The following is a 13,835-nucleotide window of genomic DNA, read 5'->3' as shown; positions in this document are numbered from 1 at the left end:
GCCGGCGCGTTCCGGACAACAAAAAGGACCGGGCGGCCGGGGAAGCTGCTCCCCGGCCGCCCGGCCCGGTGTCGATCGGTCAGGGACGGCCCAGGCCGCGGTACTCCCAGCCGGCCTGCGTCCACAGTGTCGAATCGAGGCAGTTGCGCCCGTCGACGACCCGCCGGCCGTTGGCCAGCTCGCCCAGGGCCACCGGGTCGGCGTTGCGGAACTCGGCCCACTCGGTGAGCACGCAGACCAGGTCGGCGCCCTGGACGGCGTCGTTCATGGTCTCCTCGTAGGCCAGGCCGGGAACCGCGCGGCGCGCGTTCTCGATCCCCTGCGGGTCGAAGACGTGCACGTCGGCGCCGGCCTTGCCGAGCAGCGCGGCCACCGCGAGGGCGGGGGCGTCGCGTACGTCGTCGGTGTTGGGCTTGAACGTCGCGCCGAGCACCGCGACGCGGGTGCCGGAGAGGTCCGGGCCGGCCGGCCCGGAGCGGCGGCCGAGCAGTTCGGCGGCGAGCTGCACCACCCGGGTACGCCGACGCAGGTTGATCAGGTCGACCTCGTGCAGGAAGCGCAGCGCCTCGCCGGCACCCAGCTCCTGGGCGCGGGCCTGGAAGGCGCGGATGTCCTTGGGCAGGCACGCGCCGCCGAAGCCGAGGCCGGCCTGGAGGAAGCGGTTGCCGATGCGCGGGTCGTACCCGATCGAGCGGGCGAGCTGGGTGACGTCGCCGCCGGCGGCCTCGCAGACCTCGGCCATCGCGTTGATGAAGGAGATCTTGGTGGCCAGGAACGCGTTGGCGGCGACCTTGACCAGCTCGGCGGTGGCGAAGTCGGTGACCACCAGGGGCACCTCGCGGTCCTCGGTGGCGGCCAGGTCGAAGACGCCCTTGTGGGCGGCGAAGAGCATGCCGTTGGCCCACTCGCTCTTGACGCCGACCACGATCCGGTTGGGGCGCAGCACGTCGTCGACGGCGAAGCCCTCCTGGAGGAACTCGGGGCTCCACGCCACCTCGACACCCAGGTCGACCGGCGTGTGCTTGCCGACCAACTGCTCCACCCACTCGGCGGTGCCGACCGGCACGGTGGACTTGCCGACGATCAGCGCCTTGCGGGTCAGGTGCTGGGCCAGGCTGGTCACCGACGCCTCGACGTACGACAGGTCGGCGCCCATGCCGTCGGCCCGCTGCGGGGTGCCGACGCAGATGAAGTGCACGTCGCCGAAGTCGGCGGTCTCCTGGATGTCGGTGCTGAACCGCAGCCGGCCGGCGGCCAGGTTGCGCCGGAGCAGCTCGTCGAGGCCGGGTTCGTGGATCGGCACCTCGCCGGCGTTCAGCTTGGCGATCTTGTCGGCGTCGACGTCGAAGCCGAGCACCTCGTAGCCCAGCTCGGCGTAGCAGATGGCGTACGTCGCGCCGAGGTAACCGGTGCCGAGGAAGGTCACCCGGGGCCGGGCCGCGCCGGAGGGCGGGGTCACCGCGGCGATGGCGGGCATCGGCTGGGAGTTCGGGTACGGGATCGTCACGCCTGTTTTCTCCGCTCGCACTGGCGGCGCATCCTCGCGTCGCGTTCGGCTGGGGGCGCCTAGGCCGGGCACCGAGGGAAACTGATTCTGGTGTGAGGGTAGTGGGTCGGGTTGCCGCCGCCCGGGCGCGAGCCTACCCGCCGGTAAGGTCCGGTCGAGGCCCGGTGGCTATTCTTCAGTGTGCGGCAGTCGGCGGCCCCCGGGCGGTACGGACTGCGCATGATAGCGGTGGAAGGGGAGGGCCGACATGGCCGCAGAGCAGTCGTTCGACGTCTACCGGTTGCCGGAGGAGCACGAGGCGATCCGGGAGGCGGTCCGTGAGGTCTGTGCGGCCAAGGTGGCGCCGCACGCCGCTGAGGCGGATGAGACAGGTGAGTTTCCCAAGGCGTCCTACGACGCCCTGCGGGCGGCCGACTTCCACGCCCCGCACGTCCCCGTCGAGTACGGCGGCGCCGGCGCGGACGCGCTGGCCACGGCCATCGTGATCGAGGAGGTGGCGCGGGCGTGCGCCTCGTCCTCGCTGATCCCGGCCGTCAACAAGCTCGGCACCATGCCGCTGCTGCTGGCCGGCTCCGAGGAGCTGAAGCGGACGTACCTGACGCCGGTGGCCTCGGGTGACGCGATGTTCTCCTACTGCCTCTCCGAGCCGGAGGCGGGCAGTGACGCGGCGTCGATGACCACCAGGGCGGTGCGTGACGGCGACCACTGGGTGCTCAACGGCGTGAAGCGGTGGATCACCAACGCGGGCGTCTCCGAGTACTACACCGTCTTCGCGGTGACCGACCCCACGGCCCGGTCGAGGGGCATCTCGGCGTTCGTGGTGGAGAAGTCCGACCCGGGGGTGAGCTTCGGCGCCCCGGAGAAGAAGCTCGGCATCAAGGGTTCGCCGACCCGCGAGGTCTACCTCGACAACGTCCGGATCCCGGCCGACCGCATGATCGGCGCCGAGGGCACCGGCTTCGCCACCGCGATGAAGACGCTTGACCACACCCGGGTCACCATCGCCGCCCAGGCGATCGGCATCGCGCAGGGCGCGCTCGACTACGCCAAGGGCTACGTCCAGGAGCGCAAGCAGTTCGGCAAGGCGATCGCGGAGTTCCAGGGCATCCAGTTCATGCTCGCCGACATGGGCATGAAGCTGGAGGCGGCCCGGCAGCTCACGTACGCCGCCGCCGGCAAGTCCGAGCGGGGCGACGCGGACCTCACCTATTTCGGCGCCGCCGCGAAGTGCTTCGCCTCGGACGCCGCCATGGAGATCACCACCGACGCGGTCCAGTTGCTCGGCGGCTACGGCTACACCCGGGACTACCCGGTCGAGCGGATGATGCGGGACGCCAAGATCACTCAGATCTACGAGGGCACCAACCAGGTGCAGCGCATCGTCATGGCCCGTCAGCTCCTCAAGGGCTGACCGGCGGGGCCGGGCGGGGCAGTCGGCGTCGCCCGGTCCGACCCGTGACGGTCGGCCCGGCCCGTCGGCCGGACCAGCCGTCGACCACGTCGTCGAGCTGGTCGACCAGCAGCCGTCCGCACCCGGTCAGCCCGTCGGCGGTCCGGAGCAGGTCGGTCACCTCCCGGCAGGCCCCCCGGAGCCGGGCGAACTCGGCGTGCGCCAGGTGACGGCCGGTGGTCGTGCCGAAGTGCCGTTCCCGACGCCAGAACTCGCCGACCGCCACGTGGGCGTAGAGGCCCTGCACGAGCGCCGGCAGCGGACGGGCGCCGGCCCGCCACGGCGCCGGGTGGCGGGCCGGCTCCGCCGCCTCGACGAGCGGGAAGAGGTGGTCCAGCGCGGCCAGCTTGTTGTGCGCCAGCTCGTGCACGAGGGCCGCGGCGATCGGGCCGGCCGCGCCGGGGCCGTCGGACAGGGCGACGCATCCCACCGCGACGGGGAACGTCCCGCTGATCAGCGGGGCGGTCAGCTCGTCGGGCGTACCCCCGCTTGCCACCGCCGCCCAGGGCCGGCCGGCCGCGTCCCGGGCCAGCGGCATCACCATGGAGATCGCCTCGGTCAGCTCGGCGGCGGCCCGCCGGTGCCGGATGGCCAGCAGCCGCCAGCCGGGGGACAGCCGGGTCGCCCAACGGGCGGCCCGGGTCGCGTCGACCGGCGCGACCGCGGCGGGGTGGGCCAGCGACCAGAGGTCGTCCAGGTGCAGCCGTGGGCCGTGCCCGTGGGCCCGTAGCCGGGGCACGGGGTGCCAGACCGGCGCCGGGCCGCCGCCGGTCGCCCGCGGGCACGGTCCCGGACCGGTCACCGGCACGCCGTCGAGCGTCAGCGTGCCGCGCGCCCCGTCCACGGTCAGCTCCGCCAGGCCGGCCCCGCCGCCCGGCCCTCGGTGGACGAGTCCCAGGCCGGGCAGCGTCACCGCCACCGCGCCGGAGGGGCTTGTCGGGAAGCTGACACGGGCCCGCGCACCGGCACGCAGCGCCACCGCGGCCACCACCGCGCCCAGCGTCGCCGGGTCGTCGACGGACCCCCGGTCGCCGTGCCCCAGGGCCCGCAGCGTGCCCGCCGCCCAGACGCTCACGGTGGGGTAGCCGAGCACCGCGCGGGTGGGCGCCGGAGCCGACCGCCGCAGCTCGCCGAGGAGCTCCCAGGCGTGGTTGACCAGCGGCGCGTGCGGGTGCCCGAGGTCCGTGGCGAGCATCACGGCCGAGCGCAGCGCGAGCAGGTTACGGCTCACCGGCACCGCCAGCAACCGCCGGACCGCCGCCCGGCCACCACCTCCCCGGGCGATCGCCCGGAACGTGCCGACGGGCATCTCGAACCGGCCCGTCCGCATGCGCGGCCTCCCCAGACCAGTCGGCGGCCCACCGCGACGACGGTGGACATCGATGAAGGCTACGATATGTTACTGCCGGAACGCTGGCTGTGCCGTGCGGAGTGGTGGTGTCGATGGATCGAAGGTTGGGCCGGAGATGTCGGATCGGGTGAGTGGTGGCGACCGGGCACTGATATCCCAACTGCTCGACGTCGCGGAACTCGACCCGGCCGACCTCGACGCCATCCCGCGCGGGCAGTTGCACCGTTCGCTGCGGCGGCTGATCGACGAGACCGGCGACCCGACCGCCGAGTTCCTCTGGTTCGGCAACCAGTCCGACAATCCGGGCGCGCGGCGGCGGTGGGCGGCACCCGACACCGGGTCCGACGGGGGGACGGCATGACGATCGACGGGTTCCCGGACGGCCCGGTGCGCGGGACGCCCGCGTCGAGGCCCGAGCCGGGGGCGACCGAGACCAGGGTGACCGCCTTCGTCGCCGCGGAGAGCCTGACCGGGCGCACCAACGTGGCCAGCAACGTGGCATGGCTGCTGGCGCGCGCCGGCCGCCGGGTGCTCGTGGTGGACGCCGGCCGGGGGGCGGTCCGGGTGCACGAGCACCTGAGCCCCTTCTACAGCGGTGAGTCGCCGCTCACCGACCACCTGCCGCGCGGGCTGACCGACCTGATGTTCGCGCTGCCCGGGTTCACCACCGGGCAGCCCACCCTGCGGCGCTACGCCGCCCCCGCCGGTCACCTCGACGTGGTGTGGGTGCCCGAGTCGGCGACCTGGCCGCCGGTGACCGAGATCGGCGGTGACCTGGGCGGGACGATGCGCAGCGAACTGCGCCGGCAGTTGCGGTTCATCGAGTACGACGACGTCCTGCTCGACCCCGCCGACTTCTCCGGCACGGTCGCCCAGTGGCTGGCGGTCCTCTGCGACGCGCTCGTCGTCTGCTTCCCCTACCGGGCGCCCCGGCTCGGCGCCGCCGCCGCCGTGGCCCGTCAGGTGCACCGCAGCGCTCCCGCCGGGGTCCGGATCATCGCCGCCACCACGCAGTCGGCCCCCGCCGACTCGGTGGCCGCCGTCCGGCACGCCGACGAGGTGGCGTCGAGCTTCCGGGGCGCCCTGGACGAGCCGGCGTTGGGCGTGGACTTCTGGCAGGTCGCCATCCCCGGCGGCCCGGAGGGCCAGCCGCTCGCCCCGCTGCTGGAGGAGTCCCCGCACCGCGCGTCGGTGCTGACCGCGTACGGCGAGCTGCTGCGCCTGCTGACACACGGTGAGCTGGAACGGGCCGAGCCGGAGGCGGAGCCGGTCCGGGCGCGTTACCGGTTCGGGCTCAGCCGGCCGCTCGCCGAGAACGTCGGTGAGGTGTTCGTGGCCACCCCGGAACGGCAGCGACCGTGGGCCGACTGGCTGGGCGCGGAGCTGACCGAGCTCGAGATCCGGGTCCGGCCCTGGCGCCCACGCGGCCCGGCCGCGCCCGGCCCGGCCACCGTGCTGGCGGTCGCCCCGGATCCCACCGCGCACCGCGCGGCCCTCCCCGCCGTCGAGGAGGACGACGAGGCGTGGCTCGACGCGTTGACCGGGGAGGTGGCGGGGCGGCCGGGCACGGAGCTGCTGGTGCTGCGTACCGTGCCGTCCGGGCCACCCCCGGCCGGTCGGCCGGTGGACCTCTTCGACTGCGACGAGCAGGAGGCACGCCGACGCCTGCGCGCGGCGCTGGGACTGGCCGCGCTCAAACCGTCGCCGCTGGACCGGCCCTGGCGGGTGGGTTTCCCGGGCCGGGACGAGCAGTCCAGGAAGATGTTCCACCTGCCCGAGCGACCGCGGCTGTTCCTCGGCCGGGACCGTGAGCTGAGCGAGCTGCGGGACCTGCTGCTCGCGAGCCCGGGCGGTCAGCCGGTGTGGGTACGCGGCCCGCTGGCCGCCGGCAAGAGCACGCTGGCCCGCGAGTACGTGGCCCGGTTCCACCGCGACTACCGCCTGGTCGTCTGGATCCCGGCGGGCAGCCGGCACGCGGTGCGTACCGCGCTGGCGGGGCTCGCCGACGCGCTCGGGGTCGAGCCGAGCGGCAACGCCGTCCACGAGATGCTGGCGGAGCTGCGGAAGCGCAGCGACCAGTGGCTGGTGGTCTACGACGGGGTCCGTGACCCGACCGACCTGGTCGGGCTGCTGCCGGCCGGCCGCGGGCACGTCGTGGTGACCGGCGGCGCCGGGGACCCGCAGGCGCTCGGTCCCTCGGTGGCGGTGGAGGGGCTGCGCCGCGACGACGCGATCGGGTTGCTCATCCGGCAGGTGCCCGGGTTGTCCGCCGCCCCGGCCGCCGCGGTCGTCGACGCGGTGGGCACGTTCCCGCTGGACCTGCGGCTGGCGTCGGGGCTGTTGGGCCAGGCCGGCATCCTGCTCAACAAGCGGGAGGCGGTCACCGGGTCGCGGGCCCCGGACGCGGCGGTGCCGGCCTTCCTGGAGGCGATCCGGCCCACCGGGGACGGGGCGTCCCCCACCCGGCGGATCGTCCGGGTGGCGTTGCGGCTGATGGACGAGGAGTTCAGCGGTCGGGTCGCGGTGATGCTGACGGAGATGTACGCCTTCGCCGCGCCGATCGGCATGTCGCTCGCGTTGGTCCAGTCCCGACGGATGCGCGGGCAGGTCGCCGCCGACCTCGCCGACGAGGACGCCGCCCTGCTGCGCGCCGACGGGTGGGAGATGGACCGGGCGATGGCGCTCGGGATGCGGTTCCGGCTGTTCGACGTCGGCTGGGGCCGCGACGGGGCGGTCCGGATGCACCCCGCCGTGCAGGCCACCGTGCTGGCCGACATGACAGTCGAGCAGCGCGCCACCCGCCGGAAGCGGTTCCTGCTCGCCCTGGCCGGGGCGGCCCCCCGGACGATCGCGGCGGCCTCCGCGCTGCGGCACGAGCTGCACCAGCACCTGCTCAGCTCCGGCGCGCTCGACGAGGACGGGCCGGACGACGTCCGCCGGCTGGTGGTCGAGCAGCTCGAACACCTCATCGCCCGGGGCGAGGACGAGGCCGCCGAGGCGCACCGGCTCTGGCGGCCGGTGCTGGACCGCTGGCTGGCCGCGCACGGGTGGCGGGACCGGATCACGCTGCGGCTGGCGACCCGCCTCGCCGACGTCACCCGGTCCCTGGGCCGCAGCGAGGAGGCGTTGACGCTGAGCCGGCAGGTGCTGCGGGAGAGCACGGTCCTGCTCGGTCACGACCACCCGCGGGTCCTCGTCACCCGGCGGGGTCTCGCCGGTGACCTGCGCGGGCTCGGACGGTTCCGGCCGGCCCTCATCGAGGACCAGGCCACCTGGCGGGGCTTCCGGGACCAGTTCGGCAACTCCCACCCGGAGACGCTTGTCGCCGCGCACAACCTGGCCCACTCGTACTACCTGGCCGGGCGCACCGACGAGGCGGTGCGGGTCGCCCGGGAGACGCTCGAACGCCGCTGGCGGCTCTTCGCCGACAACCACCCCGACACGCTCGAACTCGCCAGCGACCTCGGCCGCTACCTGGGCGATCTGGGCGACCTCGTCGGGGCGCGCAAGCTGCTCCAGGACGCCTACCAGGAGCGGTTGCCGGTCGGCCGCAACGGCGAGGAGGACACGCTGCTGTTGCGGATCATCCGCCACCTGGCGGTCATCGTCCGCAGGCAGGAGGAGCTCACCCGGGCCAAGGAGCTGAACAGCCGCGCCTATTTGGCGTTGCGGCGGCTGCTCAGCGAGGACAATCCGCGTACCCAGTCGTGCCGGCTGAGTCTCGCCGTCGACTACCACCTCGGCGGGGAGAGCGAACACGCGGTGCGGCTGGCGGACGAGAGCCTGGCCGGCTACCGGCGCGACCTTCCGCCCGAGCATCCGTTCATTCAGGTCTGTCTGAGCCTGCGCGGGGTGCTGCTCCGCGGCGTCGGTGACCTCGAGCAGGCGGTGTCCGCCGGGCGTCAGGCCGCCGCCGGGCTGGAGGCCACCCTCGGCGAGTCGCACCCGTGGACGCTGGGTGGTCAGGTCAACCTGGCCGGCAGCCTGGCGGCGGCGCAGCGGACCACCGAGGCGGAGCGGTTGCTGCGTGGTGTCCTCGACGAGGGCCGACACTTCCTCGGGCTCCAACACCCCTACCTGCGCGCCACCCGGCGGCTCCTGGCCGCGCTGGTGACCGACGGCGAGATCAGCGGTGGCATCCCGTACGGCCCCGCGAAGCTCGACTTCGTCGACATGGAGGTCCCGGCGACATGAGCGCCCCCATCCCCGCCGACGAGGCGGCCCAGCCGGCCGGCGTCGACAGGCGGATCGACGTGATGCTCGCCGAGCACGTCCGGGAACGGCCGGCCGCGGTGGACGCCTGCGAGCGGCTGATGCGGAGCCTGCCCGGGCTGCTCCACCTCGCCCGGTACCGCACCGGGGTCTGCGACTTCGCCCTGGACGCCCCGGCGCCGGTGGCCGGCCCTCACGAGTTGGACGCCGACGAACGGCAGCTCGTCGACCGGGACGTGGTGCACGCGATGACCACCCTGGGCGGGGTGTTGCGCCCGGCGCGCAGCGGCGACCTGATCCGGGTGGTGCTGCACACCGCGCGGGGCGCGCTCTTCGCCCTGCAACTGAGCCGGGAGCAGCACCTCGTCGGCGTGGTCCGGGCGGAGGAGCCGGCGGACGAGCCGCCGCCCCGGCAGCCGGCGGTCCGGGCGGCCGACATCGGCCTGTTCCGGCTGGCCAACGAGGAGCACGCCGCGGTCGGTCAGCAGCCCACCAACTACGGCGGCTGGCTCACCCCGGCCAGCACCGCGTCGGGCCACCCCGGCCCGTCCGGTCCGCCCGCCGCCGACCTCGGGCCCCGGACGTGGGTACGCGACGAGTCGTACGCCGGGTTGGCGGCGCGCTGCGCCGGGCAGGTCCACGCCGAGGGCCTGCACTACGTGGCGGTGTGTCGGCCGGGCCGGCTGGAGGCGACCGCGGACGTGCTCGACGACCGGCGGTTGGACGGCTTCTTCGCGGACGTGTCCCCGGGCCGGCGGCGGGCCTTCTACGCCCAGCTCGCCCAGCGGGTGGACGAGCTGCTGCGCGCCGTGGTGCGGTCCGCGTACCCGGCGATCGGCTCCCGGGTGCGCCGGCTGGTGCTCGACGTCGAGCAGGGCGCGTTCTTCTGCTACCCGGTGGGGCTGGACCGCTACCTGCTCGCCGTCACGCTCGACCAGGACCGGGTGGCGGAGGGGGACGAGAGGGCGGCGGTGTTCGGCGCCGAGCTGGCCGGATGAGCGTGCCGCCGGGCGGGGCCGGGCCGGGTCCCGCCGACCGCCGGGCCCGGGTGGTCGAGGCGGTCCTGCCGTCGCTGCGGCGCAGCGCCCTGTTCGTGCTGGTCGCGACCGCCGGTTGGGCGTTGGCGGCCGGGCAGGGCTGGACCGGCGTCCACCGCTCCGACGGGTACCTGACGGTGGCCACCGCGCTGCTGGCGGTCGGCCTGTTCGCCAGCACCCACGGCATCGACCTCGCGGCGGCCCGGCGGAACCTGCGGCTGGTGGTCCTGGCGGTCACCGTCGGTGTGCTGGTCAAGGCGGCACTGATCTCGGCGGTGATGTACCTCGCGTTCGGTCGGCCCGCGTTCCTGGTGCTCGGGGTGGCGGTCGCCCAGATCGACCCGTTGTCGTTCGCGGCGACCCGGCTCCGCTCGCGGATGTCCGTCCAGGCCGAGTCGATCCTGTCCGCGTGGGCGTCGTTCGACGACCCGGTCACCGTGCTGCTGACCGTGTACGCCGCCGCCTGGGTGGTCCCCGCGCTGCCCGGCGGTCCGGCCGGCCCGACGGCGGCGGACCTGGGCGGGTTCACGCTCTCCCTGGCGCGGAACGCGCTGCTCGCCGCCGTCGCCGCGGTGGCCTGGTGGGGTACCCGGCTCCTCCACCGCCGGGCGGCCACCCGGGCCCGGTGGGTCGGCCGGGCGGTGACCGCCGGTCAGCTCGTCGTCCTGCTCGGGCTCGCCGTGCTGGCGGTCACCCAGTTCCTGCTGCTCGGGCTCGCCGTGGCCGGGTTGTTCTACCGCCCCCCGATCGGGCGGGTGCTCGACCTGCTGACCCGCGGGGCGTTCCTGGCCGCCACGTTCGCGCTCGGGTTGGTCCTGGTCGGTGGCGTGGACCCGGTGCCGGGTGTGGTGCTGGGGCTGGCCGCCGTGGCGGCGCACGTGGTGGTGGCGTCCGTGATCTGTGCCCGGCTCCCCGCCTCCGACCGCCTCGACGTGCTGCTCGGCCAGCAGAACGGCATCACCGCGGTCATCCTGGCCCTGGTGCTGCAACGGCAGTTCGTCGGCACGGTCGCCGTGGTGGCGCCGGCGATCCTCGTCGTCAACCTGGTGCACGCGGTGACCAACGGCCTGCGTGAGGCGTCCGGCCGGGACGGTCCGGGGACGACGCCCGCGGGGTCGGCGTCGCCGGTCAGGCCGCGTCGTCGGTCAGCGCGGTCACCAGCTCCCGGCGCACCCGCGCGCTGAAGTCGGTCAGCACGTCGCCGGCCGATTCCGGCCGGCGTACGTCGTCGTCGACGAGTTCCCGCGCGCCACGGAGCTGCCGGACGGGCAGGTACTCGTGCACGGCGTCGAAGATCAGGCACATCTCGTTGAGCCGGTCCCACTGGTAGGCGGCGGGGCCGTCGGGGCGCTGGCGGGCCGCACGGTACCACTCGGCCACGGCCAACCCGAACGCCTCGACGAGCGCGTTCAGCAGTGCGGCGACCCCGACCGCCGACTGGACCTCCGGGGTCCGGACCCGGGCCCGGACCGCCTGCCGGGCGCCGCGGCCCCCCTCGTCCTCGACGAACGCCCGCCGGAACAGCACGCCGACCGGTGTGCGCAGGTCGACCACGGCGAAGGCGCGGTCGAACAGCTCGGTCACCGGCGTCGGCAGGTCGGCGAGGTCGTCGCCGTTGCGGCGGTCGCCGGGCGGGACCGGCCAGCGTTGCAGCTCGCGCAGTTCCCGGCGGATCGCGGCCAGGTGCTCGTCGTTCTGGGCCCGCAGGTCGCTGAGCGAGCCGGTGAGCAGGCCGAGCAGGTGCTGGGTGGCCGACTGGCGGCGGTCCAGCCGGGCCATGTGCGGGGCCAGCGGAACCAGCGGCCCGTCGGCCGGGTAGCGCTCCTCGAGCCGCCCGGTCATCGACGTCACCTCGGCGGCGAGCTGGTCGGCGAACGACCGGGGGCGGTAGAGCAGCGGCTCCCGGCCGACGGCCTCGCGGATCCGGGGGAGGAAACGCTCGGGCACCGGCTCCAGCACGATGAGCAGCAGTTCGCAGTCGCGGTGCGCGTGGCTGATCCGGGCCCGGGTCTCCACCCGGGCGGCGTCGCTCTCCTCCAGCAGCGGGCCGGAGAACAGGATGCCGCAGCCGGCGTCGTCCCGGCCGGCCGGGATCCAGTAGTCGATGCGGCTGTCCGGGTTGTCGGTGGGGAAGTAGTCCGGTCGGAAGTTCTCGTGGCCGGTGCTCACCAGCACCCGACGGATCTCGGCGAGGATGTTCTGCGCGCCGACGCCCCCGTACAGCTCGCGGGCCGCCTCCCGGACCATCACGGAGGTGACCGGGCCACCCTGGTCGCGGGCCCGGCGCCAGAGCCGGTGACAGAGCGAGATGACGCCCCGGGGGACCCCGTTGGCCAGCTCGACGAGCTGCCCGACGGTCGTCTCGCTGAACGGTTCCAGTCGGCCCCGCTGCCGCCGCAGCACGTAGTCGAGCACGTCGGCCGTGCCGAGCGGGGTCATCGTGATCTGCTCGCCGCTGCGGTCCCGCACGTCGCGGCGCAGCGTGCTGAGCAGGTCGGGCAGCCCGGCGAGGAGCAGGAACGTGTTGGAGGCGGCGAAGACCCGCAGCATCTCCTTGAACGCGTCGAGGGCTTCGTCCTCCCGCCGGCCGGCGGCGGTGAGTAGCTGATCCAACTCGTCGATGACCAGGACGAACGGGTTCGGGCCGTAGCCGATCAGCAAAGCGAAGACGCCCATCGCCTGGAGCGCGGTGGCCTCGCTGCCGGTGAGCGTGCCGGTGATCCCCCGCTCGCGGAGCACGTCGGCCGGCGGTCGACCGGCGATCCACTCCCAGACCTGGTCCTCGAACCCGCCGCGCAGCAGCAGCGTCAGGGCGCGGGCGAACTCGGCGTTCTCGGTGACCTCGCGCAGCCGGTCGCGTAACTGCCCGAGCAGTTGGCTCTCCATCATGTTGAACGTGTCCACCACGGCGACCGGGTCCAGGGTGCCCGCGAGCAGTTGCTCGGCCAGGGGTTCGGTGACCCGGGACCGGCGCAGCTCGACGGCGAGGATGTCGGCGTACAGGCCGCGGACGCGCCGGTGCACCACCTCCCGGCGGTCGGCGAGCTTGTCGGCGAAGGTGCGGTACAGCGAGACGAAGGTGTCCGGCGGGGCGGTCAGGTAGATCGACTGGAGGTCGCCGTCGAGGCGGTCGGCCGCGTGACGGACCAGGTAGGACGCGAGGTGGGTCTTGCCGGTGCCGTAGTCGCCCACCACGGCCACCACCCGACCGGCCGGCGTCTGCGGCGCGACCCGCAGCGCGTCGAGGTAGCCGTCCATCGCGGTGGTGGCCCGGCGGACCGCCACGGTGGGAATGGTGTAGACGGTCGACCCGGTGTCGGCGACCTGCGCCACGGCGCTCGACGGGTAGGGGTTCGCCTCGCCGATCGGGGCCGGGTCGTACGCGTCCATCAAGGCTGCTCCCTGAGGCGGCGGGCTTCTCTCATGAAGTGTCGGGCCAGATCCTGCCAGGTCACCTGGTTGGGTCGGTCATCTTGCACACGTAGTGTCTCGTAAACGCCGAAGAGTAACCATTGCATCTCGCGGATCGTTGCCAATCTGCCGTCGTCTATGTACTCCTGGAGTGCGGTGTCCGCCAGGGGCGGGAGCAGCCCGGGTGGCAGCCGGTCGAGCCGGTCGGCGGCGAAGCGTGCCGCGTGCTCGTGGTCGAAGCCGTCAACCTCCAGGTGGACGGTGTGGCGACCCAGCGCGTCCCGGTCCCGGCGTTCGAGTGCGGCGGTGGTCTCGGCGAGGAAGACCATCCGCCGGGGCGCCCGCGCCGCGTAGTAGTGCAGCTCGTCGAGGAGTTCCACCGGCGGCAGCAGCACGATCAGCGCCTGCTCGTCTTCCAGGCAGCCGGGCAGGTTGCGGTACGCGTCGTCGGGCCTGTCGCGCATCTCGTACGCCAGGTTGTGCCGCAGCAGTTGCCGCTCGTTCAGCTTGTCGAGCAGCGCCCGGCAGGTGTCGCCGCGCCGGGTCGGGATCGGGTCGTTCTCGTGGGCCTCCTGGCGCAGGTTGACCACCTCCGCCCGCAGCCCGTCCCGGCCGAGCCGGTCGCGCAGCCAGTGCGCGCACCGGTTGACCAGCGCGGTCTTCCCGCATCCCCGTTCGCCCCGGACCAGCACCAGCCGGCCCTCGTGGTGCAGGGGGGCGACGTCCTCGAACATCCTCTGACAGTGCTCGAAGGACGCCTCGGTGTTGTCGACCGGGACGTAGTAGTGGACGTGTTCGGCGTACCAGATCGGGTTGAGCGGGTCGGTGCTGCCCAGCCTGGGCACCGCGAACGGATTCGGCGGGTGA

At 74.1% G+C, this 13,835-nt stretch carries 9 protein-coding genes; 5 read left to right on the top strand and 4 right to left on the bottom strand.

The window, feature by feature from the left end; translation table 11 throughout:
• Positions 1 to 79: 79 nt before the first annotated feature.
• Positions 80 to 1,507, bottom strand: a complete 1,428-nt coding sequence (locus tag VKK44_RS23700) for a UDP-glucose dehydrogenase family protein (protein ID WP_343443413.1) — start codon at positions 1,505 to 1,507, stop codon at positions 80 to 82.
• 247 nt (positions 1,508 to 1,754) lie between these two features.
• On the opposite strand from VKK44_RS23700, the gene VKK44_RS23695 reads away from it, so the two are divergent.
• Positions 1,755 to 2,918 carry an acyl-CoA dehydrogenase family protein gene (locus VKK44_RS23695; RefSeq protein ID WP_343443412.1) on the top strand — a complete coding sequence of 388 codons (1,164 nt, stop codon included), beginning with the start codon at positions 1,755 to 1,757 and terminating at the stop codon, positions 2,916 to 2,918.
• Here the strand turns inward: VKK44_RS23695 and VKK44_RS23690 are convergent.
• Positions 2,908 to 4,287 carry an aKG-HExxH-type peptide beta-hydroxylase gene (locus tag VKK44_RS23690; RefSeq protein WP_343443411.1) on the bottom strand — a complete coding sequence of 460 codons (1,380 nt, stop codon included), beginning with the start codon at positions 4,285 to 4,287 and terminating at the stop codon, positions 2,908 to 2,910. The two genes, VKK44_RS23695 and VKK44_RS23690, sit on opposite strands and share 11 nt — an antisense overlap.
• A 136-nt stretch (positions 4,288 to 4,423) precedes the next feature.
• Here VKK44_RS23690 and VKK44_RS23685 point away from each other — a divergent pair, with 136 nt between their 5' ends.
• The 4 genes from VKK44_RS23685 to VKK44_RS23670 are packed head-to-tail and all read left to right on the top strand — an operon-like array spanning position 4,424 to position 10,741.
• Complete coding sequence (locus VKK44_RS23685; RefSeq protein ID WP_343443410.1) at positions 4,424 to 4,669, top strand: hypothetical protein; 246 nt, start codon at positions 4,424 to 4,426, stop codon at positions 4,667 to 4,669.
• Positions 4,666 to 8,502 carry an FxSxx-COOH system tetratricopeptide repeat protein gene (fxsT, locus tag VKK44_RS23680; protein ID WP_343443409.1) on the top strand — a complete coding sequence of 1,279 codons (3,837 nt, stop codon included), beginning with the start codon at positions 4,666 to 4,668 and terminating at the stop codon, positions 8,500 to 8,502. The genes VKK44_RS23685 and fxsT overlap by 4 nt, the downstream gene beginning before the upstream one ends.
• Complete coding sequence (locus VKK44_RS23675) at positions 8,499 to 9,518, top strand: hypothetical protein (RefSeq protein WP_343443408.1); 1,020 nt, start codon at positions 8,499 to 8,501, stop codon at positions 9,516 to 9,518. The genes fxsT and VKK44_RS23675 overlap by 4 nt, the downstream gene beginning before the upstream one ends.
• Positions 9,515 to 10,741, top strand: coding sequence for a hypothetical protein (locus VKK44_RS23670; RefSeq protein WP_343443407.1), 1,227 nt, complete (start codon positions 9,515 to 9,517; stop codon positions 10,739 to 10,741). The genes VKK44_RS23675 and VKK44_RS23670 overlap by 4 nt, the downstream gene beginning before the upstream one ends.
• Here the strand turns inward: VKK44_RS23670 and VKK44_RS23665 are convergent.
• Positions 10,686 to 12,947: an AAA family ATPase gene (locus VKK44_RS23665; protein ID WP_343443406.1), complete on the bottom strand. Its 2,262-nt coding sequence runs from the start codon at positions 12,945 to 12,947 to the stop codon at positions 10,686 to 10,688. The genes VKK44_RS23670 and VKK44_RS23665 overlap by 56 nt on opposite strands.
• Positions 12,947 to 13,813 carry a hypothetical protein gene (locus tag VKK44_RS23660; protein ID WP_343443405.1) on the bottom strand — a complete coding sequence of 289 codons (867 nt, stop codon included), beginning with the start codon at positions 13,811 to 13,813 and terminating at the stop codon, positions 12,947 to 12,949. The genes VKK44_RS23665 and VKK44_RS23660 overlap by 1 nt, the downstream gene beginning before the upstream one ends.
• Between the last annotated feature and the right edge of the window lie 22 nt (positions 13,814 to 13,835).

Origin of the sequence: Micromonospora sp. DSM 45708, assembly GCF_039566955.1 — a bacterium.
In the GTDB taxonomy this organism is placed as follows: domain Bacteria; phylum Actinomycetota; class Actinomycetes; order Mycobacteriales; family Micromonosporaceae; genus Micromonospora.
Note: the sequence above shows the minus strand (reverse complement) of the source record. Positions and strands in the feature narration are given on the sequence as shown.

Bases quoted from the DNA above. Each gene is read 5' to 3' on its own strand.
- VKK44_RS23695 (WP_343443412.1), top strand. From the start codon at position 1,755: ATGGCCGCAGAGCAGTCGTTCGACGTCTACCGGTTGCCGGAGGAGCAC.
- VKK44_RS23690 (WP_343443411.1), bottom strand. From the start codon at position 4,287: ATGCGGACGGGCCGGTTCGAGATGCCCGTCGGCACGTTCCGGGCGATC.
- VKK44_RS23685 (WP_343443410.1), top strand. From the start codon at position 4,424: ATGTCGGATCGGGTGAGTGGTGGCGACCGGGCACTGATATCCCAACTG.
- fxsT (WP_343443409.1), top strand. From the start codon at position 4,666: ATGACGATCGACGGGTTCCCGGACGGCCCGGTGCGCGGGACGCCCGCG.
- VKK44_RS23675 (WP_343443408.1), top strand. From the start codon at position 8,499: ATGAGCGCCCCCATCCCCGCCGACGAGGCGGCCCAGCCGGCCGGCGTC.
- VKK44_RS23670 (WP_343443407.1), top strand. From the start codon at position 9,515: ATGAGCGTGCCGCCGGGCGGGGCCGGGCCGGGTCCCGCCGACCGCCGG.
- VKK44_RS23665 (WP_343443406.1), bottom strand. From the start codon at position 12,947: ATGGACGCGTACGACCCGGCCCCGATCGGCGAGGCGAACCCCTACCCG.